The sequence below is a fragment of the Bartonella sp. AA126HLJHH genome, from assembly GCF_042197425.1.
GTDB lineage: Bacteria > Pseudomonadota > Alphaproteobacteria > Rhizobiales > Rhizobiaceae > Bartonella.
Genome location: NZ_JBHIRU010000008.1, coordinates 69,476 through 90,606, shown reverse-complemented (window position 1 = coordinate 90,606; position 21,131 = coordinate 69,476). Strand labels below are relative to the sequence as shown.

23 protein-coding genes and 4 pseudogenes are annotated in these 21,131 nt (G+C 38.8%); 18 read left to right on the top strand and 9 right to left on the bottom strand.

Translation table 11 applies throughout. The annotated features are described in order from the left end of the window. Together ACFIQC_RS05475 and ACFIQC_RS05470 are read left to right on the top strand one after the other, a co-directional pair. A pseudogene (locus ACFIQC_RS05475) lies at positions 1-230 on the top strand (hypothetical protein); the annotation flags it as partial. 110 nt (positions 231-340) lie between these two features. Then, positions 341-571 (top strand): annotated as a pseudogene (locus ACFIQC_RS05470) (DNA adenine methylase); the annotation flags it as partial. Positions 572-668: 97 nt separating this feature from the next. Here the strand turns inward: ACFIQC_RS05470 and ACFIQC_RS05465 are convergent. Then, positions 669-1,025, bottom strand: coding sequence for a type II toxin-antitoxin system HigA family antitoxin (locus ACFIQC_RS05465; protein WP_156851753.1), 357 nt, complete (start codon positions 1,023-1,025; stop codon positions 669-671). After that, positions 1,022-1,336, bottom strand: coding sequence for a type II toxin-antitoxin system HigB family toxin (locus ACFIQC_RS05460; protein ID WP_317993618.1), 315 nt, complete (start codon positions 1,334-1,336; stop codon positions 1,022-1,024). The genes ACFIQC_RS05465 and ACFIQC_RS05460 overlap by 4 nt, the downstream gene beginning before the upstream one ends. A gap of 165 nt (positions 1,337-1,501) precedes the next feature. Here ACFIQC_RS05460 and ACFIQC_RS05455 point away from each other — a divergent pair, with 165 nt between their 5' ends. From ACFIQC_RS05455 to ACFIQC_RS05410, 10 genes and pseudogenes are all read left to right on the top strand, one after another. Next, positions 1,502-2,713, top strand: a complete 1,212-nt coding sequence (locus tag ACFIQC_RS05455) for a phage tail sheath subtilisin-like domain-containing protein (RefSeq protein WP_375706843.1) — start codon at positions 1,502-1,504, stop codon at positions 2,711-2,713. Next, positions 2,713-3,220: pseudogene (locus ACFIQC_RS05450) on the top strand (phage major tail tube protein). Before ACFIQC_RS05455 ends, ACFIQC_RS05450 begins: the two are co-directional and overlap by 1 nt. Before the next feature lie 2 nt (positions 3,221-3,222). Next, positions 3,223-3,510 carry a phage tail assembly protein gene (locus ACFIQC_RS05445; protein ID WP_375641096.1) on the top strand — a complete coding sequence of 96 codons (288 nt, stop codon included), beginning with the start codon at positions 3,223-3,225 and terminating at the stop codon, positions 3,508-3,510. A gap of 38 nt (positions 3,511-3,548) precedes the next feature. Beyond that, positions 3,549-3,620, top strand: a complete 72-nt coding sequence (locus ACFIQC_RS05440) for a GpE family phage tail protein (protein WP_375621809.1) — start codon at positions 3,549-3,551, stop codon at positions 3,618-3,620. Continuing rightward, positions 3,617-5,683: a phage tail tape measure protein gene (locus ACFIQC_RS05435; protein WP_375706842.1), complete on the top strand. Its 2,067-nt coding sequence runs from the start codon at positions 3,617-3,619 to the stop codon at positions 5,681-5,683. The genes ACFIQC_RS05440 and ACFIQC_RS05435 overlap by 4 nt, the downstream gene beginning before the upstream one ends. 5 nt (positions 5,684-5,688) lie before the next feature. After that, positions 5,689-6,069: a phage tail protein gene (locus ACFIQC_RS05430; protein WP_375683354.1), complete on the top strand. Its 381-nt coding sequence runs from the start codon at positions 5,689-5,691 to the stop codon at positions 6,067-6,069. Beyond that, on the top strand, positions 6,066-6,290 hold the full coding sequence (locus ACFIQC_RS05425) for a tail protein X (protein ID WP_375641093.1): 225 nt from the start codon (positions 6,066-6,068) through the stop codon (positions 6,288-6,290). The genes ACFIQC_RS05430 and ACFIQC_RS05425 overlap by 4 nt, the downstream gene beginning before the upstream one ends. After that, positions 6,287-7,597 (top strand): contractile injection system protein, VgrG/Pvc8 family, encoded by a 1,311-nt coding sequence (locus tag ACFIQC_RS05420; RefSeq protein ID WP_375706841.1) that lies wholly within the window; start codon positions 6,287-6,289, stop codon positions 7,595-7,597. The genes ACFIQC_RS05425 and ACFIQC_RS05420 overlap by 4 nt, the downstream gene beginning before the upstream one ends. 302 nt (positions 7,598-7,899) lie before the next feature. After that, entirely contained in the window at positions 7,900-8,631 is a 732-nt protein-coding gene (locus ACFIQC_RS05415) for an antA/AntB antirepressor family protein (protein WP_375621865.1), read from the top strand. Then, positions 8,628-8,906 (top strand): hypothetical protein, encoded by a 279-nt coding sequence (locus ACFIQC_RS05410; RefSeq protein WP_375706840.1) that lies wholly within the window; start codon positions 8,628-8,630, stop codon positions 8,904-8,906. The genes ACFIQC_RS05415 and ACFIQC_RS05410 overlap by 4 nt, the downstream gene beginning before the upstream one ends. A 54-nt stretch (positions 8,907-8,960) precedes the next feature. Here the strand turns inward: ACFIQC_RS05410 and ACFIQC_RS05405 are convergent, their stop codons facing one another. Together ACFIQC_RS05405 and ACFIQC_RS05400 are read right to left on the bottom strand one after the other, a co-directional pair. Further along, positions 8,961-9,272, bottom strand: a complete 312-nt coding sequence (locus ACFIQC_RS05405; RefSeq protein ID WP_208439803.1) for a DNA-binding protein — start codon at positions 9,270-9,272, stop codon at positions 8,961-8,963. A gap of 12 nt (positions 9,273-9,284) precedes the next feature. Then, positions 9,285-9,608 (bottom strand): type II toxin-antitoxin system RelE/ParE family toxin, encoded by a 324-nt coding sequence (locus tag ACFIQC_RS05400; protein WP_015857128.1) that lies wholly within the window; start codon positions 9,606-9,608, stop codon positions 9,285-9,287. A gap of 182 nt (positions 9,609-9,790) precedes the next feature. Between ACFIQC_RS05400 and ACFIQC_RS05395 the strand changes: the two are divergent. The 4 genes and pseudogenes from ACFIQC_RS05395 (at position 9,791) to ACFIQC_RS05380 (ending at position 11,023) form a co-directional block, all read left to right on the top strand. Continuing rightward, a pseudogene (locus tag ACFIQC_RS05395) lies at positions 9,791-10,453 on the top strand (lysozyme). Next, entirely contained in the window at positions 10,450-10,677 is a 228-nt protein-coding gene (locus ACFIQC_RS05390) for a hypothetical protein (protein WP_375628601.1), read from the top strand. The pseudogene ACFIQC_RS05395 and the gene ACFIQC_RS05390 overlap by 4 nt, the downstream one beginning before the upstream one ends. Further along, positions 10,610-10,816, top strand: a complete 207-nt coding sequence (locus tag ACFIQC_RS05385) for a hypothetical protein (RefSeq protein ID WP_375706839.1) — start codon at positions 10,610-10,612, stop codon at positions 10,814-10,816. Before ACFIQC_RS05390 ends, ACFIQC_RS05385 begins: the two co-directional genes overlap by 68 nt. 21 nt (positions 10,817-10,837) lie before the next feature. Continuing rightward, a complete protein-coding gene (locus tag ACFIQC_RS05380) occupies positions 10,838-11,023 on the top strand; it encodes a hypothetical protein (RefSeq protein WP_330169573.1) in 186 nt (61 codons plus the stop codon). A gap of 167 nt (positions 11,024-11,190) precedes the next feature. On the opposite strand, the gene ACFIQC_RS05375 is transcribed toward ACFIQC_RS05380, so the two are convergent. The 5 genes from ACFIQC_RS05375 to ACFIQC_RS05355 form a co-directional block, all read right to left on the bottom strand. Further along, positions 11,191-11,721: an antA/AntB antirepressor family protein gene (locus tag ACFIQC_RS05375; RefSeq protein ID WP_375706838.1), complete on the bottom strand. Its 531-nt coding sequence runs from the start codon at positions 11,719-11,721 to the stop codon at positions 11,191-11,193. Positions 11,722-11,995: 274 nt separating this feature from the next. Continuing rightward, positions 11,996-13,171 carry a tyrosine-type recombinase/integrase gene (locus ACFIQC_RS05370; RefSeq protein ID WP_375706837.1) on the bottom strand — a complete coding sequence of 392 codons (1,176 nt, stop codon included), beginning with the start codon at positions 13,169-13,171 and terminating at the stop codon, positions 11,996-11,998. A gap of 571 nt (positions 13,172-13,742) precedes the next feature. Next, on the bottom strand, positions 13,743-14,669 hold the full coding sequence (locus ACFIQC_RS05365; RefSeq protein ID WP_375706836.1) for an outer membrane protein: 927 nt from the start codon (positions 14,667-14,669) through the stop codon (positions 13,743-13,745). Positions 14,670-15,230: 561 nt separating this feature from the next. Then, on the bottom strand, positions 15,231-15,503 hold the full coding sequence (locus ACFIQC_RS05360) for a hypothetical protein (protein ID WP_375612155.1): 273 nt from the start codon (positions 15,501-15,503) through the stop codon (positions 15,231-15,233). Continuing rightward, positions 15,497-17,872 carry a mechanosensitive ion channel domain-containing protein gene (locus ACFIQC_RS05355; protein ID WP_375613488.1) on the bottom strand — a complete coding sequence of 792 codons (2,376 nt, stop codon included), beginning with the start codon at positions 17,870-17,872 and terminating at the stop codon, positions 15,497-15,499. Before ACFIQC_RS05355 ends, ACFIQC_RS05360 begins: the two co-directional genes overlap by 7 nt. Before the next feature lie 180 nt (positions 17,873-18,052). Here ACFIQC_RS05355 and ACFIQC_RS05350 point away from each other — a divergent pair, with 180 nt between their 5' ends. Together ACFIQC_RS05350 and secD are read left to right on the top strand one after the other, a co-directional pair. Continuing rightward, positions 18,053-18,430, top strand: a complete 378-nt coding sequence (locus tag ACFIQC_RS05350) for a hypothetical protein (RefSeq protein WP_375706835.1) — start codon at positions 18,053-18,055, stop codon at positions 18,428-18,430. Between the two features lie 91 nt (positions 18,431-18,521). Beyond that, on the top strand, positions 18,522-21,035 hold the full coding sequence (secD, locus tag ACFIQC_RS05345) for a protein translocase subunit SecD (protein ID WP_375620802.1): 2,514 nt from the start codon (positions 18,522-18,524) through the stop codon (positions 21,033-21,035). The last annotated feature ends 96 nt before the right edge of the window (positions 21,036-21,131 follow it).

The following is a 21,131-nucleotide window of genomic DNA, read 5'->3' as shown; positions in this document are numbered from 1 at the left end:
GAAATGGTTATGCTGGAACGAATGGAATTACGAGTAAAACAAGCGGTAATGGAGGCGATGCTGGAGGTGATACATCAAGAGGTGGCTCTGGTGGAGTCGGCAAAGGTTCCTATAGTTCGGGAAAAGCAGGGCGTGGTTTTGGTGGTGGTGGTGCTGGCTCTCATGGAGATTCCTCTCCAAGCGGCGCTGGAGCTGATGGCGCTGTCCTCATAAGATTATGGAAAGATTAAATACAAAACTAAAAATAGCACAAGTCAAATGGATAGCTGTTGTATAAGCTGGCTTGTATGATTTTAAGCCCTTTAAAGCTCTTTTAAAGCCCTTTAAAAGGGCTTTAACAGGCGTTGAGAATTGCTATGGCAAGGATTTGTTTAAGCGAGAGGATTACCAGACGATGTCCACACTGCTTGCACAATTAAAGGGAAAGTTTGTTCTGTCTCTCAATGATGTGCCAGAGATCCGAAAAACCTTTAGCCAATTTAAACTAAAAGAAGTGAATACATCTTATACATGTGGTTCAAATAATCCAATGCCGGCTCAAGAGCTGATCATCTCAAATTGCGATTTCTAAAACGAGAAATAATACATATTAAAGGGTCTTTAAATGATCTTTGAAGACCTTTTGAAACCCCTTAAAAATCTTTCAAAAAAATAAATTAGTATAAAACCTAAGCTATCAGACTTTCTAGTGGAATATTGAACTGTTGGTGCAAGTTTTTAATCATGCGCAGTGTTAATTTTCTTTTACCACTCAAGATTTCATAAACACGATTTAAATGACCAATCGCAGGAACGAGATCTTTAGCACTTAAGTTCATTTGTTCCATTCTAAATTTAATAGCTTCAATCGGGTGAGGAGGAGAAACAGGATAGTGTTCTGCTTCATACGCTTCAATCAACAACACAAGAACCTCCATTTGATCAAATTCTGGAGTATTCTCTTTAGGTTGATTGTCAAACATTGCAGACACAATTTCTAAAGCTTCTTGATAATCTCTTTCAGTGCGAAGTGGTTTGATATTCATTTCTTAAATTCCTTTAGTTCTACAGTATTAGCATCAATTGCATCATACTGTTTGTGTGTCCCTATAAATTTTATATAAAGCCAACCTGCTGGATAAAAGATTGAAACAACTAAACGATAATCATTGCCTCTAATATTAAAAACAACACGATTATTCTTTAATATGCTTGCATTTTTATACTTCTCTTTAATGTCATGAGGAGAACGCCACTGCGCATTTTTAGCTTCATCTACCCATGCTTTTAACGGTTGTTCAGCATCAGGATATCGAGCCCAAAAAGTTTGAAGTGTGGAGATTTTAACAATTTTCATAAGTTTATCCTGATTTTTATCAATCTTAGTACCATTTTGGGACCAAGTCAAGATATTTATAAAAAGAAAGTGCTTGTTGAAAACAAACCTTTCTCAAGAACGGCTTTTTACCTCTCATTTTTCCCATTCATTTTCATTCACCCCTCATTTAAAGGAGCATAAAGTATGGCAACAGGTTTTCTACACGGTGTTGAAGTCGTTGAAGTTGACGACGGCACCCGACCTCTTCGCGCGGTTCAATCCGCAGTTATCGGAATTGTTGGCACAGCACCCGATGCCGATGAACAAGCATTCCCTCTCAACACACCGGTTTTGGTAGCAGGCTCTCTTTCACAAGCTGCAAAACTCGATAGAACAGGCAAACGACGCGGCACTTTACCCAATGCCCTTGATCTCATTTTCAAGCAAGTGGGAGCAATTGTCGTTGTCGTCCGTGTGAACGAGGGTGACAATGAAAATGCAACACTCACCAATGTTCTAGGTGGTGTAAACGCAAATGGTGCTTATGAAGGTGTTCATGCTTTCATTGGAGCACAATCCATTGTAGGACAAACACCACGCATTCTGATTGCTCCAGGCTTTACACATCAACGCCCTTCCAGTGTGAATATTGAAGAGAATGGAACTGGTGCAACTGCCAACCCCGTAGCAGCAGAATTGATTGGCATTGCGGAGCGTTTGCGTGCTATTGTGGTGCTTGATGCACCAAACAGCACAGATGAAGCAGCCCTTAGCACAGCAAAAGATTTTGATTCAAAACGCGCCATTCTTATTGATCCATTTGTAAAGGTGAATCGTGATGGAAAAACTATAGAACAGCCATCAAGTGCAGCGGTTGCAAGTGTCATTGCCAAAACAGATTTTACACATGGTTTTTGGCATTCCCCTTCAAACAAAGTGATCAATGGCATTGTGGGAACTGCGCGCCCTATTGATTTTTCCATTGGGGACAGATCAAGCCGTGCCAACCTTCTCAATGAACAAAACATCACAACTATCATTCGGGAAAACGGCTATCGCCTCTGGGGTAATCGCACACTCTCAAGCGATACAAAATTTGCTTTCTTATCCGTGGTACGCACTGCAGATATGATCAATGATGCCATTTTGCGCGGACATCTATGGGCTGTCGACCGCAATATCAAAAAAACCTACATGAATGATGTCAGTGAAAGCGTCAATGCCTATTTGCGTGATTTAAAAGCACAAGGCGCTATTCTTGGTGGGCGCTGTACGCCTGATCTAGAGCTTAATACAGCAAGCGCCATTGAAGGCGGCAGAGTCTATTTCAATGTCGAATTCACCCCCACAACACCCGCAGAACACATCACATTCCGTTCACGCATTGTGAATGATTACTTAGAGGAGATCTTTTAATGGCTATCCCCGTTTTACCAAGAGTTTTGAAATATTTTAACATTTTTGTCGACGGCATTCCCTATCAAGCAAAATGTGAAAGCGTAACATTACCGAATTTGAGTTTGGTTGTTGAAAGTTATCGTGGTGGAGGCATGGATAGCTCTATTGAAGTTGACCTTGGTCTTGAAACCCTCACACTTAGCATGACCATTTCTGATTGCTCTCCAGAATTGATGGCACTGTTGGGGCGCACGGATGTCGATATCTCATTACGAAGTTCAATGCAAGCGCAAGGCACACCAGCAGAAGGTGTTGTCATGACCATGAGAGGACTTTGCAAAGGCTTTGAAATGGCAGAATGGCAACCGGGCAGCAAAGCAACATCCACAACTACCTTCACATTGCAGTATTTCAAATATGTCCAGAAGGACGTTGAAATCGTTGAGATAGATGTCTTCAACTTGGTGAGAAAATTCAATGGCAGTCAATCAACTCGCAGACCATAGAGACAACATAGGATTATAAAAATGACCGTCCAAACAAGCATTACACATAAATTATTGATACCCATTGCCTTTGAAGGAAAAGAGCACACCACAATTACCTTACGGCGCCCCAAAACAAAAGATTTGCAAGCAATCGACAAAAAAGAAGGCGTAGAGCAAACAATTGCTATGATCGCACGTCTTTCTGAATGGCCGCATGAGGCTATCAGCGAACTCGACATCAATGATTTGTCAAGCATTGGAGAGATTTTGGAGTCTTTTATCAAACGGCGGGATACCTCGACTGGGAAACCGCCGCTAAACTCATAGCCGATATTGCCATTGTGTTCCATTGGTCCCTTTCAGACATGATGGAAATGGAACTACAAGAACTCATATTCTGGCGAAAACAAGCAGCAGAAAGGTGTAAAACAAAATGAGTGAAAAAGTTGCTGATGCAAAGGTGAAATTGTCTCTTGAAGATAAACTCACCGCGCCTCTTAAACGTGTACAAAAAAAATTCGATACACTTTCAAAAAAATTATCACATAGTTTGGGTATTGTGCGCTTTTCTGCTGCTGTACAAAACATGACAAAAAGTCTTCATGGTGTTCAAGGTGCTCTTAGCACAGCGGCAAGTCGTGCTTCTGTCTTTACCGGTGTCTTAGGACTTGCTGGTGGGGGTCTTGTGGCAAGTGTGACCGCCCTCACCATGAAAACCATGCATCTGGGGGATAGTCTTTATCACGCATCACACCATTTAAATATGAGTGTTGCATCACTTCAATTATGGGGTGATGCAGCCGATAATTCAGGCACTTCTGCCGAACTTTTTCAACAATCCTTAGCGGTTTTAAATAGGCGTTCGGCACAAGCCTATGCTGGACAAAAAAGAGGCATGATGGGCTTTGAAGCGCTTGGCATTTCTGTCAAAAACACTTCTGGAAAACTCAAATCCACTTCTGTCTTGTTAGAAGAAATTACCGACAAGATGAGTAAGATGAAAAATCAAGCACAAAGACAGCATATTGCCGCTCTGCTGTTTGGGGGTGATGGCAAAGAAATGGCTTCCATGCTTGCACAAGGCATGGCACCCATTAAAGAGCTGTTTGCAAAGGCGAGAAAAGGAAAGTGGCTGATAGGTGCCGATGTTGCACGCTATGCCGCAGATTTAAGTGACAAGCTTGGTGCCTTTAAGAAAAAAATAGGGGGTATCGCGAGCTTTATTGGTGCACGTTTCATGCCCGTGATCAATGATATGGTTGACGGTTTTTCAAAGTTAATTGATGAAAACCGTGACCTCATCCAAACAACCGTTGCGAGCTGGGCGAAAACCTTAAGAAAAGTCTTTAATGATTTGCTTAATCCTACCTCTGATTTAAGAAAAGGCATCAGTGATCTCACAGAGAGGATTAAAGGCTGGTTCCAATGGCTAGAACCTCTGATTGGTGAAATAACCCTTTTCAAGGTGGGGCTTGTAGCTCTTGGTTCATTCATTTTTGGTCCACTCATTGCCGCATTAGCAGCCGTAGGAACAGCGTTTGTTAGCCTTGGTATCACAATTATGACGACACCTATCGGTTGGTTAATGGGTAGCATTGCAGCGCTCTTTGTCCTCTATCAATATTGGGACAAACTCAATGGTTGGGTAGCAGCATCTTTAGCCGCGGTTGGGGCAGTTCTTATAGCTTCACTCATTCCAGCAATAACTGCCGTTAGTTCTGCTTTTATATCGCTTGGTATCGCAATCATGACCACACCTGTCGGCTGGATCGCTGCCGGCATAGCAGCCCTTGTTGCTGCTGGATATCTACTCTACAAAAATTGGGATACGGTAGTAAGCTTCATAAGCAACTTGTGGAATTCTTTTTACAGCTTATGTAGTAATGTTTTCAATAACCTCTTGACGTTCTTTAAAAACTTTTCACCACTGACTTGGATTTCGAAAAAAATCAATGAACTCATTGAATGGCTGTTTGGTGTCGATTTAATGGAAGTAGGAACCAATCTGATTAACGGGCTTTGGGAAGGTATCAAAAGCCAATGGAATGCTTTGTCTGATTGGTTTAGCGGCATGATAAACAAATTAACCAGCTGGATGCCTAATTGGATGAAAGAAAAGCTAGGCTTTAATGTTTCAATCAACAAAACTTCAACGAAGACTTTAAAAACCTTTACCGATGAAACTAATGCACGTGCAAAAAAAATGGTTGATACAGTAGTGGTTACAAATACCCCACCTGAAAAACGCAAGAGTGGTTTTAATACAAGTGTCGTTGAAACAGGACAAATGCAGGCAACAAATAAAGTAGGTGCTTTTAAAGCTCCAAAGCCAATTACGGTTCATAAGCCCGTTGAAGTAGACGCCCGCGTGATGATTTCAAATTTAAATATTTCCGTCCCCAATGGTCTTAAAGATGAAATCAGAGACGCTGTCAATCAAGCACTTGAACGCTATGCAAAACAGCAACGTTTAGCCATAGCCTCTAGCCTTTCGGATTAAATACCATGATGTTAGCTTTGGGTGGTTTTATTTTTTCGATTGAAACAGCAGCTTATCAAACACTTGATATGTCTTATGGGGTGCCATGGGTAGAGCAAGGACGATTGGGGAGAAAGGCTGCTCTTCAATTGCCAGCTGTTGCAAATGCGGAATTTTCTTTAACTGGTGTGATTTATCCAGATTTCAAAGGTGGTCACAGACAGCTCGAATATTTACGGCAAATGGCACATGAAGGACCTCACATTCTTGTGACCGGTCAAGGCAAAATCTTAGGTAAGTTTGTCATTCTTTCTGTAGAGGAAAAACAAAGCGTTTTTCATCATAACGGCACCCCAAAAAAACAAGAATTTACAATAAAGTTGAGAGAATATGGTGAAGACCTATGAGTGATCTTTATATGACCAAAGATGGTGATATGGTTGATGCCATTTGCTGGAGATACTATGCAAAGGGTCAACAAGCCCTTGCTGTTGAACGCGTCTATGCAGCGAATTTGGGGCTTGCAGACTATGGACCCATTTTAAAAGCAGGCATCACGATACTCTTACCAACCCTCCCCTATCCGAAAGCCACACCAGTAATCAGAATTTGGGGTAGCAAATCATGAAACCTTTTTGCATGGTTCTGGCAAATGGAGAGGACATCACAAGAATGCTGATGGACTATGTTTTATCGATTGAAATTACCGATGAAGCAGAAGACAAAAGTAACCGCATCACTATAGAGCTTGATGACCGCGCCCGTGACAGTGATAACGGCTTTCTCGATATTCCTCTCATCGGAACAATCATTTCTGTCACACTTGGCTATGAAGGGGGCAAAAATCGCGATATGGGAGCCTATCTGATTGATGAAATCTCTGTAAGCAGCCCACCACAAAGCTTAAGCGTGACAGGGCGTGCCGCCTCCATGAACACGTCTTATAGAACCCCAAAAAGCCAATCCTATCACCAACAAACCCTTGGCAGTATTGTTCAAGAGATAGCAGAGCGTAATGGCTATACGCCAAAGGTTGATCCTTCTCTTGCAAAAATCGTTGTGCGTCACATTGACCAAACAGCTGAAAGCGATATGGCTTTTGCTACACGCCTTGCAGAAGAATATGATGCGGTAGCAAAGCCCGTTGATGGCAAACTTGTGCTTGCCAAACGGGGTGAAGGCAAAGCCATTACCGGTGAAACACTCCCTATTGTTGTTATTCATGAGGAACATTGCACCTCTTGGGATTTTAAATACAGTGCGCGTGATGAAGCAGGAGCAGCAAACGGCTTAGCAACAGAGGCAGGAGATGATCAAAAAGCCGCCGCTGATGCACGAGAGCCAGAGGAAATTGAAGAAGGCGAAGATGTTATCCATATGGATGAAAGTGACGCCCCCAATTTGCCTAAAGTAGAGACAGCAGCAGAAACACCTGAAAATCAAGAGCAAGAAGAAGAGAAAAAAGGCGGTGTTATCGCAAACTATCATGACATCCGCACTGGTGAAAAAAAAGAAGTCAAAGTTGGTAACGCACCGTTTCATGAACTCAAATACACCTACCACAATCAATCAGAAGCTGTTGCGGCCATTGCTGCTTATCGCAACAAATCATCTCGTGGCAAATCTTCTTTCTCATGTGATATTGGTGGTGATCCCTTTGTACAAGCAGAAGCAAAGCTTGTTCAAAAGCCCCCTTTCCGCCCCTATATTCCAGCAGAATGGCGCATCAAAAGTGTTAAGCACAAACTTGATAAAACGGGTGGTTACACAACAAAAATAGAATGCGAACTTTTTGATGAAGCCCAAGAAGACACAGCTGGAAACGTTGCAAACACCACACCAGACAAGGACGATACCCTTGATCCAAACGCCCCACCTAACGCATGTGATGAAGGCGAAGGCGTTATCCATATGGATGAGGAAGGCATCAATTAGCAAAAATGCAAAAAATTATCAGAAGCCACTTGACAATGTAGCGACAATATGAATAATCGAATCAGTTGCCTCAAAAACACCTTAAATACCAAGCGGGCGAGCTACCGAGATAGTTTATTTTCCGCACATTAAAGGCTTTGACTCATTGTATGTTACACGCATATAATGATATTGTCGGGTGTGGTTACGCTATACAATACCCTTGCGGGAAAAGCGTAACGACGGACTTGGTACCGTGTTTTTGAGCACCCGGCACTTTTTAAAGAGTGTCAATCAAAAACGTCTATTACCAAGGAGTTCTCATGAACACACTTATAGAAATATCAGAACAGGTCATTGATCAAGAGACTGTTCAAACTGTTAATGCGCGTGATTTGCACGCATTTTTAGGAATTACATCAAAGTTTGCAGACTGGATTAAAAATCGCATTAAAGAATGTAAGTTTCTGGAAAATATAAACTTTATAACGCTTTCTAAAAATTTAGAAAACGGTGGAAAGGTAAAAGAATACCACATTACGTTAGACATGGCTAAACATCTTTCGATGATAGAGCGTAATGATAAAGGGCATGAAGCACGTCAATACTTTATCAAATGTGAACGGCTTTTGAAACAAGTAGCAACCCCACAAGTTGACTACTCTAAACCCGAAGCATTGCTTGGTGTTTTGAATCACTTACAAAGCCAAATCGAGCAGAAAGATCATGTTATTGCTGAATTAGCACCAAAAGCAGAAGCTTTAGAAGGTTTAAAACGCTCTGATGGATTGTTTGGTCTTATCGAAGCTGCAAAGATGTTAGAGGTACGCCCAAAGGATTTAACAGATTACTTGCGTAAACATGATTGGGTATATCGACGGGCTCCAGGAGCGCCATTGTTACCTTATCAGGATAAGATCAAGAAAGGATTCATGGATTGCCCTGCTATTACCATTCAAAGACCGGATGGTACAGAAAAGGTGCTGCCTTCAACGAAAATCACATCGAGAGGATTGGCATGTTTGAGAGAGCAAATTCATGGAGGTGTGCAATGAATAGCAGTGTCGATTTTTTGTGCGATTTGTGGCTGTCGTTGTTTAAGCTTTCTAACCATCGAGGCATTGGAGATGAGGACTGCAATGCTATAGTTGAGGTTATGGAATCGGTCGTAGATGCTCTGGTTTTAAAGCTTCAAGATGACGTACCTAATATCACTAAAATCTTAGCAATTTTGACAGATTTTGGAGCTTCAGAACTACCGCATAGAATGGATTCTTTATTGCGAACTTATGAACCAAATTTGGAAAACCCCATTAAAAAGGTTGCTTAATTAAAAAAACAGAACTCCCTTCCCCATCTTTAAAGGTGGGGAGTGGAACTAAAGTTATACGTGTGGAACTGGTCGTTCAAGAGGCTGTACAGCCAAACGAAACCCCATGGTACGCAGTAAAGCATTCAAGCTGCGGAACTCTGGATTACCTTTTTCTGAAAGTGTACGGTAAAGTTGTGTTGGGTTCAAGTTGGCTGCTTTAGCTACAGCTTGAACACCACCATAAGCTTTGGCCATTTGGCGTAGAGTTACAAGCAGCTCACCCTGATCACCATCTGCTAGGATTGCATCAAGGGTAGCTGCTGCCAACTCAGGATCATCACGGAATATTTCTGCCATTGCATCATCATGGTTACGGTCTTTCATTTTTGCACTCCTTTAATCTTCACGGTTTTGCCAATCACGCCAGCAAGCACATGCACGAGTGATATCAGTCTCTTGTGTTTTTTTGCTGCCACCGCATAATAGCAACAATACGGTCTTTCCAGATTGGACATAATAAACTCGGTAGCCAGGACCAACATTAATACGCAATTCATGAACACCCTCACGAAGCGGCTTGAAATCGCCAAAGTTTCCCTGCTCTAAACGATTAAGGCGGCGAATAATTGCAGTTTTAGCCTGCATATCACGGAGCTTTCGCAGCCAATCAGCTATCAAGTCTTTGCCATCAGAAGTAAGGTAGTGACGTATTTCAAACATGATGTATATTCGTTTATAAACGAATATTTGTCAAGAAAGAAATTAAAAGTTGAGAAAAAATCTTCTTTTATTCCAATGAAAAAGTGACATGAAGCTTAACCAAGCTATCTTTCCGAATGAAAAAGATGTCAATTTTTTAATCCAGCTCTGCTTTTTGCGGAGCTTTTTTTATGGAGAAGCATATGCGAAAAATATCATCAGAAGGGCTAGCACTTATCAAACAATGGGAAGGCTTGCGTTTAAACGCCTACAAAGATACCATTGGGGTGTGGACAATAGGTTATGGACATACAAACAATGCTGGAAAGCCTTTTGTTTATGAAGGCATGACCATCACGGAAAAGCAAGCAGAAGAACTTCTTTGCCAAGACTTAAGACAATTTGAAAATGTCGTTGAACGCGCTGTTACAGTTTCATTAACAGATGAACAATTCGCGGCGTTAGTGTCCTTTTGCTATAATGTAGGAACAGGAGCCTTTTGTAACTCGACACTGTTAAAAAAGCTCAATCAAGGTGAATATGAAGCTGTCCCTGCCGAGCTACAGAAATGGACCAAAGCAGGCGGGAAGCGTCTTGAAGGTCTCGCACACCGGCGTGCGGCAGAAACAGGCTTATGGGCAAAAGGGGCTTATGTTTCCTCCAATTATCAAACAGTAGAAACGTAAGCACCAACGGGGGTTTTCAAAGCAGAAGCACTTGCACCGATTATTGGTTCTTTTTCTGGGCTTGGTGGTTTGTTAGCAGGCAATGGACCCATCCAATGGGCTTTGGCAACCATTATGGTTTTAGCCGCATGTGCTGGTATTTTCTTTGTTGCTAAACGCTTTCAGGAGCATCGTCTATGATCTTATGGATAAAAAGAAATCTGATGCTAACAGGTGCGGCTTTAGCCGCTTTTTTTATTGCATTAGCAAGAGCTTTTACTCTTGGGAAAAAAGCAGAGCAACAAAAGCAAACAGAAAAAGCTTTAAAAGCAGCCACAACACGTCTGGAGGTGGAAAGTGAAGTTAATCAAAAAAGTGATGCTGATGTGCGTGCTGCTCTCTCTGATTGGTTGCGCGACAAATAAATATGCTTCTTCTTGTGTTGGCTGGTTGCCAATTTATTTAAGCCGGAAAGATCTGAACACCATCAGTTCAAACTTAGCAAGAGAGATCTTAAAGCACAATAATCTAGGTGAACGCTTGTGTGGGTGGAAACATGGCTAGAAAAAAAAAACACAAGACGATATAGAGCTTACAGAAGCAGAAAAAGAAATACTTCAAGAAATCATCATGACCTACAAAAGTGTAAAAGTGATGTCTCGTTATACGAAATGGATTGTACTCATTATACTCTTATTAGCGCTTGATTTTTCACGTATTATGGATGCATTAGTAAGTATTTTTACACAAAAACCAAATATCCGACTCTAAACATACTCTGAGACGCGCGAAATTCTTTAGAAAATAGTTTCTTAATTTTGCACGTCTCATGGATGCCATAGACAATGTCTTTGCACATCTCAAACAGTGGTTTTCAAAAACTGAAAGCCTTATCCCCTCCCCGCTTTTAAAACGGGGAGATGAAATCGGTTTTAAACTTAAGCAGCTTTCGTAACAGATCTTGCTAAGACCTGCTTTGCTTCTTCAACAAGCTTTTTATAATGCCTGCTTTCTTCTGCTATCGTAAAAGCTTTAACGAGATGCATATGAAGAGGTCCATAAATGTAAACAGCTTTTTTAGTTGGAGACATTTTATCCCAATCTTTTGGGAAATCAAAGCGTGTATCATGGTTATGATCAACAGATTGGCTTTTTAACTTTTTCTCACACTCAATAAAGTAACGACGAGCCTGTCGACCTTTCTCATTGCGCTCAACCATGGAAAGCTCTTTTGCCATGTCTAGAGTGAGGTGATATTCTTTGCTGATAACATTTTTACGTTTCCCAATTTTGGGAAGCGTTAAAATATAGTCCTTTCCCTCTTCAAATGCATACTGATTAATGCGGTTCGTAATCCAAGTAGCAAAACGTTTTCCTATTGCCAAAAACGTATGCAATTCGCGTGCGTTTACTGTCTGAATAGTTTCCTGATCAATGATTTGTTCTTTAATTTCTATAAGTGTGTTCATAACGAACTCCTATGTGTTTAAATGTCTTCTATTGACACTCTAAAAGAGCGCCGGGTGCTAGAAAACACGGCACATAGCCCGTCTCGTTATGCCTTCCCCAAAAGGGTATTGTATAGCATAACCACACCCGGCAAAGCCATTATATGTGTGTAACATACAATGAGTCAAAGCCTTTAATGTACGGAGAAAAGATTGTTTCGGCAATCTATCCGCTATGTGTCTAAGGTGTTTTCTAGGCACCTGATTCGACAGTAGACACATTGTTATAATCCTGTCAAGTCGCTCCTGTTATAAATGCAGCCCACTGTTCCAAGAGAGCATGGCGTTGTTCTAAAAAATCCGTTCGCATATAAGCTTTTGTCACTGAACTCCCAACTGAATGCGCAAGAACAGTTTCTGCAATCTCAAAAGGTGTTGATGTTGTTTCTGCTATCCAATCCCGTAAACTGGAACGAAAACCATGGGGGCGATAAGTCAAACCACAAACTGTCATATATTTTGCCATGCTTGCATCAGAAATTGGCTTGCCTGTAAGACCAGAAAAGAGAAAACCATTTTTTTCAAAGGGGAGAGATTTTTCAATCACTTTTAAAGCTTCATTACTCAATGGCACGCGAAAATCTGAAACTTTCCCTACAATACCCTTCATATTTTCTTTGGGTATCGTCCATATATTTTTATCTATTTGTTCAAGACGCAAATAGCGCAATGGATATGACCGTGCGCCTGTCAAAATCAATAACTTCAGTGCTAAATTTGAAAGAATCTTATCATCCAAGCTTTGATAAAATGCCGGAACTTCCTGCCATGGCATAGCAGGAATATTTTGAACATTTTGAATAAATTTTCCCAATAAAGCTTTTGCTTTTGGTACCAATTGCATGTCCACATCTATACCACGTGCTGCGGCATGTTTTATAGCAATATTCAAACGTGATAAAGCCTTGCTCGCTGTTTCATTTTTTGTTTTCCAAATAGGCAACAAACACTCTTTTATATTAAATTGCGTTAATTCAGTAATTGCTATATCCCCAAGTTTAGGAAAAACATGCAATGTAAGAGGTGCTAACCACCTTGCTGCTTTACCTTCATTTTTCAATTCGCTTTTTTTGGCTTCAAAAGCACTTAAGACTATTTTTTGTAAAGAAATACTATCAACTGCCTGCCGTAATTTTTCATTTTTCCTTTTACGAATCGGGTCAATACCTTGGTGCAAAAGGTCACGGCAAGCTGTAGCTTTAAGCCTCGCTTCTTTCAAAGATACAACGCTACAAGAGCCTAATCCCATTTCACGACGTTTTTTATTGAAATCAAATCGAAAAATCCAACGCCCTTGATTTTGGGCTGTTTTGATAAGCCATAGCCCAGCTCCATCAGCATATTTTCCTTTAGATAGATTTTTTACAGATAAGACAGACAGTCTATCACGTGTTCTCGTTCTGCTAACCACCTTCTGAACCACCTTTTAAAAACCACCTTCTGAACCACCTTTTGAATCGCACTTGGAGCGATTTCATTTGATAGCAAGATTATATACAAAAGGCAATTTTATAAATAAAATCAAATAAAAACAGTTAGTTATAAATATAGAAAAAAGTAAAACGCGCAATCAGGTGATAGCGTAGAGAATTCTAAATAAAGAAAAAATAGGTGCACGCCGTCCGCACCACTCTATGTGAATTTTCTTTATTTTCTCATTACTTAGATAGTAAAAACTCTCTTTAAGTTTACTGTTTGCAACTCTATAACGGTATTATAAAGTGATAACTGTAATAATATGAAAGACGAAGCAATCCTTCTTTGCCAACAAATGTTTCAACCACACCTCGTGAACTAAAAATTTTTTATTCTTAACAATTAAGAATCTGAGTAACTCTTCCTTACCTCCTCATTCTCACTCAAAGTCAAAGCCCCCTTTTTTTTTCACCATAAAATAGTGTTTACAATGCATAAAATTAAAAAATAAAGGCCCTATCAAAGAAATAGGACCTCTTAAATTTAAGCTCCTTTATCCTACAAAATTAGAATTTGTAAGCTATTCCTGCGCGAAAATCATTCGTCTTATACTTAACTTCAATCTCGTCTTTAAATTTCCTTTTACCAAAATCTGAGTAACGATATTCCGCACGCACAACAAGATGGTCTGTCATTGCAAAATCAACACCACCACCGAGAGTATAACCAATCATCGTTTTTGTTACATCCGATGTCCTATTAAATGGCTCACCTCCCGTAATTACTGTCGACAAAATATCCTGAAACTGTCCATAAGCAACACCACCAGCAATATAAGGCATCACACGCCCTGCAGAAAACCCAACACGCACCCGTGTAGCACCTGTCCATTTTTGTTTTAACGTATGATTAAAAGTTAAACTGTCTTTCTCTTCTTTATCCTCTGCAGAAGAGCGAGAAAAGCCTCTGCCCTGTCTCCTGACAATTTTTGCCTTTTTTCGACTTTTTTCTTCTGTATCTAATTCCTCAGTATCACTACCCGATCCTTCAGTGCCCAATCCTTCAGTTCCACCAGCACTCGATTCATCTGCATGAAATCTTGTTTTTGTATCCTTTTTTTCCGTTAAAATGATATCCGTATCAATCCCCATAATAAAATTATTACCGAGATCAAAATTAACACCCGCATAAAAACCACCTATAAACCCAGAAAGATCGGGCATATGCTGTTTCTCGACAGGTATCCATGGTTTACTTTTACTACCCTCATCAGGATAGAGAGGAATATTAACATCAGGCGCTGTTGCAGAAATCTTACTTGAAAAGCCACTAACTTGCCCCCCGAAATAAACACCTCCCCAAGAAAAAGGTGAAGAAGCAACAACTTCTGAGGCAACATGTACTGGCTCTTCGTGAGCCACCACATCTGCAGCCTGTACTATAGAAGGTGAAATCAAAGAAAAAACAGATGCTGTTATAAATTTTGTATTCATAAAATTATACCCCATTGCTAAATTTAAATATAATCAAAAATCACATTTAGAAAAACAAAGTTTTATAAAATCTTATGCTGCAAAATCGCATGTACTCCTTTATAGTTACATTTAAATCTATTACTATATTAATATATCATTACATCAAAATTTAATATTATCAAATAAATTTTAAAATATTATAATAATGATTACTTCAAATAATAAATATTTAATAAAAATACATATTATCTTGTCAAAAGGAGGAAATATAAAACATTTTGTATTAAAATTACCGCAAAAAAATCACAAAATAGTATATTTTATGCCTTTTTTTATGAAAAAAATCTAAAAATGATGTAATTATTTTTAGAAAATCGATGTTCATTAACAATACTATAAATACCTCAATATTCTTACATCCAAAATGCATACTGTAGATTCTACATAGTATAAAAAAACATCCATTTTATACTAAAATCATACCTTTTTTTTACCATTTTCTAAAGGATGAGATTATTAATTACACACAATATCATTATCCTTCTAAATCTTGTCCCCAAACAAAAATTCTCAATCATTTTATTTAAAAATTGCTCTTCCCCTACTGATTTCTATATTATCATCTGCCTTTATTGCAAAACGGTCTTTATTAGGAAAAGTTATAAAACATCCCTTCATACAAATTGTAATTGTTTGATGAGTATTTAAAGAAATTTTTGAAGGTATACTTCCTTCAACAACAATAAGAGATTGTATCTTTAAATCAGTATTCTTCACTGTTGCAGCAAAAGCTGTTATGGTAAAAATACTTAATAGAATAACTGTAATCAAAATATAAGTATATTTCAGCATTCTAAGATTCCTTCCTCAGCAAAACGCTTATATAGGCTAAATCGAAGAGCATTGGTTACATGAGAAGATGAGGTAATATTAGGCACATAAATAGCCAAATTAAAGGAAAAACTCTTACGATCAAATGCTGTAAAACTCACCTGTGGGATAGGATTTTTTAAAACGCCTTCTGTCGCAGAAGCAATCTCTAACAAAATTTCAGCAACATGCTCTGGAGCAACCTTAGATGATACAGTAACTGGTATATCAATTCGTCCTACTTTATTACGTCGTGTCCAATTACTAACGTTGTTATTAATAAGGCTTGAATTGGGAATAATAATCGTCTTACGCTGAATTGTCTCAAGTTCCGTTGCACGCACACTAATACGCTTAACAACACCCCCTACTGATCCAGATTCTATATAGTCCCCTATTTTAAATGGTCTTCCAACTAAAATAATAAGTCCAGAGACAAAGTTTTGGACAATATTCTGTAAACCAAAACCTATACCAAGTGAAAGTCCTCCAGCAATAAGAGCGAAATTTCTAAGATCCAAACCTGCCATTGATAATCCGGTCAAAGAAGATACAACAACGCCTCCATAACTTATCACTGTTTTGATAGAATTACGTATACCAGAATCGAACTCTCCATGAACCAACACCACATTATCTAACCAACCAATAAATCGGCGAATAAGAAACCAGCAAACACAAAAAGAAATAATTCCTGTTACAAGAGAAATCAAAGAAAGACTAATATTTCCAATCTGAAAACCGGTCACCGATTGCCACAAAACTGCTTTTAAATCAGAATAGGAAAATCCAAACTGTACAGCAATTGGCATTGCACAAAATATAACAACAAATAAATTGAGAAAAACGCTCACAAAAACTCCCAATTGATTCATCGTTTTTTCTTCTAAATGAAACCTCTGCATCAAAAGATGACCAACCGTTGTTTTCATAAATTGGTCTTTAGTTCCAAGTGCTTGAGCGCTTTGTATTCCTAAATACATGAGAACTAAAAATGCTCCATCAATCATAATTTGCTGCGTAATAAAACGCGCAAGTCCAACGTAACCTAAAAAATTCAATACAAAGAGCAGTAACCCCAAGCCAATAAGAGGAATGCGTATATAAAATGGCCAAAAGTATGGCTCTTTTTTTTCTTCTTGAACACGCCTACGTCTAAACCGCAAAGGTACAAATGATATTATAAATAGCAATATCGCTACAAGAAAAACAGCAATAAAACTTTTAGCAATTGTTAAAGATAGAGGCGCTGAAATGATTTGATAAATACTATCAAGAACAGCGTCAAATGCCAAAATACCCCCTAAAGAAGTGAGTAAAATCACTAATTGATAAGCAGACGATGATGTAATCTTGAGAAGACCTACATGGGGCCTATTCGATGATAGAAGAACAACCGCTAATCGATTGATTAAAAATAATAAAATAATTTGACAACCTATCATATCAAAAACTGTTGTAAGCTTACCTAGATCTAAGTTAAAACTACGAAACAAAAACAACACAAGATAAACGCAAAGAATACATACAAGTGAAGGTAAGAGAACTGAAATAAAGGCGATCAATAAGCGTTGTAAATAAGATATTTCCTCATTAGACTTCGTAAAGTGGCAATACACATGAACAAGAACTTTTTGAGAAAAATACGAAAGTCCCAAAGTAATAAAAAGTGGAATTAAAAAGCAAAGAAATAGTTGTAAAAACTTGAAGTAAAATATAAAATTCCACCAAGAATTTAACAACACAAGAAAATCTGATGAAGCCTCTTTTGTTTTTTGGACGAGATGTTTAACCATCGGAATCGAAAACTCAAGCCTATACGTAAGCGTGCGTTTAAAAAGCTCCCGAGATTGAGAAATAGAAAGTTCAGCTATTCTATTTGCCGCTAAGAAAATTGCTTCAAAACGAAGCATGATACTGTTAATTTTAGCTTTTTGCTCTATCAAATAGGAATATTCCTTCACAGAGCTTTTCAGTTTTTTCACGTCACGATGGAGCTCCATTAATTGATCAAGAAGTGTATTAATCTCATTAAGAGGAGGACGCAAAACAAATGCTGCCTCAATAGCACGTTCACTGATATCTTGTGCACGTAACCGTAATTCTTCTAAAGCACGCTCATCTTCTGGCTTTCTGTCAAAATCTCTTTTTAAAGTTTCAGTATTTTCTTCAAGAGTCTTAATAATCAACTGTTGTTGCAGAATAATTTCATCAACTGAATAAGAAGCTATCGTTTGTTCGACAATTGTATTTTGTGCCCCCCTATTACCCCATGCACCAGAATTAAATACAAAGATAATCCCCAAAAGAAGGAAAAGTATGTGGATGTTTTTTCTACAAAATGAATACATATCTACCTTATGAGCACAAAAGGGATTTTATTTTTCTCTTTTAAATATGGTATAAAGTAGATATTTTCAACTTTTATAGAATAATCTTATAAAAGCTTTCCCTTATCCTATAATACTGGTAATAAGATAAAAGAATGATAAATAAGCTGAACTCAATAAGATTAAAGAAAGCACTCTAGCATGTTTTTTTTGCACCTTTATTGCAAAAAAGAAGATTTTCTTCCTTTGACAACCTGGATTTTTCTATCCAGTTTAGGTGTATTCTTGACGAGCAACCTAGAAACACGTGCTTATTTAATCAAACAATCACACACCAATAATGTCATTAAAACGAATAGACTTGATTTACATCATAAGTGTGACCATGTGAATGTTACCACAACTGAAAACAAAAAATTTGTAACACTCCATACAGAATCTATTTTTATCAGGACCTTTCAAAAAATCCTAACATTGGATTTCTTTTTAATAAAGATTCCAGCTGTTGACACACGATTTCGTAACGTTAAAACACAATATTTCTCAAATAAACGCGCTCCTCCCAATGAACACACTTAATTCTCTTCCTTGAATATAAAAACGATCATCTTATTTTACTTGTGCTTTTAACTTTGAATAACTGTTAGATTGCCTATTTACGGAATATATCATGCGTACACCTGGTTGGTTAACTACCCTTTATTGTTTTATTCTTTTAAGCAGCATTTATGTTGCCTTACCCAATTTATTTTCACACGAACAAGTTAAAAACTCGAAATTCTTACCCGACACCCGTGTAGCACTTGGTCTTGACCTTCAAGGAGGCTCTTCTCTCCTGCTCGAGGTTGATAGCAAAACGTTAAAACGCGATCAGTTACATATAGTTTTAAGCAATGTGCGCAATGTATTGCGTGAAAAACAAATCCGCACCTCAAGTGTGCGTATTGTTGAAGATAGCGTTATTGCCCTTATTTCTGACCCATCGCAAACTGAAAAAGCACTCTCTGCTTTGAAAACATTAATAACCCCCATACACAGTAGCTTTGGCACAACAGAACATAACATCACGATCAGTGCTCAAAATGAAACTCTCCGCGTCACATTAACAGAAGCTGGTATAAAAGACCGTGTCAGCAATGCTATTGAACAAAGCTTAGAAATCATCCGTCGTCGTATAGATCAAGTTGGTGTTTCAGAACCAGCCATCCAAAAGGTCGGAAATGATCGTATTATGGTCCAATTGCCTGGACTACAAGATCCAAAACAACTGCGTGATCTTTTAGGAACAACCGCTAAGATGAGTTTTCATCTTGTTCCTTCTAATGTGGACCCCAATAATCCCCCTATAGGTGTTTCTATTCTCCCTGGATACACTGATGCAACACAACATTATGCAATTTATGATCAAATTGCTTTAGATGGAAATGTCCTGAAAGATGCCCGTGCAGGTTTTGACCCCCAAATACCAGGACGTTCTATTATTTCATTTACGCTAGATTCCGCTGGCGCAAAAATATTTGCCGATATAACACGACAAAATATTAACCGTCCTTTTGCCATTGTTCTGGATAATAAAGTTTTAACCGCTCCGACCATCAATAGTGTCATTCCCAATGGACAAGGTCAAATTACAGGAAACTTTGACCCCAAAGAAGCCTCAACTCTGGCTGCTCTGCTTCGTGCTGGTTCCCTCCCCGCACCACTCACGGTCATTGAAGAGAGAACCGTAGGTCCAAATCTTGGTGCTGATGCTATCCAAATGGGACTTTACACCGGCATAATTGGCTTTATTCTTGTTGCAATTTTTATTTTTCTTCTCTATCGTATTTGGGGATTAATTGCCAATATAGCACTAGCTCTGCACACAATTTTAACATTTGCTGCACTGAGTCTTTTGGGTGCTACGCTTACGCTGCCTGGTATTGCTGGTATTATTTTAGGCATCGGTATTGCCGTTGATGCTAATATCCTTATCAATGAACGTATCCGTGAAGAAAGTCGAAAAGGTGTGGGTGCTTTTGCAGCCCTAGATCGTGGATTTAAACACGCTTTTGCAACCATTGTTGATGCAAATGTTACAGCAATTATAGCGACCGTCTTACTATTTTGGTTTGGCACAGGCCCAGTTCGTGGTTTTGCCGTAACAATGTTGCTTGGTATTATCATCTCCATGTTTACAAATATCACCATTGTACGCATCATCATGATTTGGATCGTTCGTAAATGGAAAATTAAAAAATTGCATATTCACTCTGCTTTCAACATCATGCCACAAAACACAACTTTCCACTTTATGAAAGCACGTTTCATTGGTATTGGCGTCTCAATTGTTTTATCAATGGCTTCAGTTTTTCTCTTTTTTAAGCCTGGATTGAATTTTGGTATTGATTTCATTGGCGGAAGCCAAATGAGTATTACCACGAAAGGACCAGCAGATCTAGCAACTCTGCGTTCCAAGCTTTCTACTCTTAATATTGGTGAAGTTACCTTGCAAAATATTGATAACGAAAATACCGTATTAATTCGCATGCAGAAACAAAGCGGTGGCGAAGCACAACAAACCACCGCCATTGATAAGGTCAAAACAGCTGTACAAAATATCTATCCCGATACCACATTCGATCAAATAGAAGTTGTTGGTCCCAAAATTTCAGGTGAGCTTGCCACAGCTGCTTTTACTGCTGTTATTCTTGCGGCTATTGCCATGTCTCTCTATATATGGTTACGCTTCGAGTGGTTCTTTGCCATTGGAGCAATTATCACTCTCATTCTAGACACCACAAAAATGATTGGCTTTTTTGCTTTGTTTCAATTTGATTTTAATTTAACGGCTATCGCCGCACTCTTAACAATTGTTGGATATTCTATAAATGATAAAGTTGTCGTCTATGATAGGATGCGCGAAAATATGCGTCTTTATAAAAAAATGCCGTTGCGCGAGCTGATTGATCTGTCAATTAATCAGGTTCTTGTACGTTGTTTTTTTACATCAGCCACAACAATTCTTGCGATGCTCCCCATGGCGATATGGGGTGGAAGTGCTGTTCATAATTTTGCATTACCCATGGTCTTTGGGATTATTATTGCAACATCATCCTCTATCTTTATTGCTGCTCCTATTTTACTCCTGCTAGGAAATTGGTGGCGTGAACGAAATAATCGTGCAAATATCAAAGTGAAATAAAAATGCCCTTTAATGCGTATGGTACATCTCGCCTCTCTTCTCATAGAAATATAGTCGTTTTCATTCATTCGCTTTTTGATCAAGAATAGTAAATAA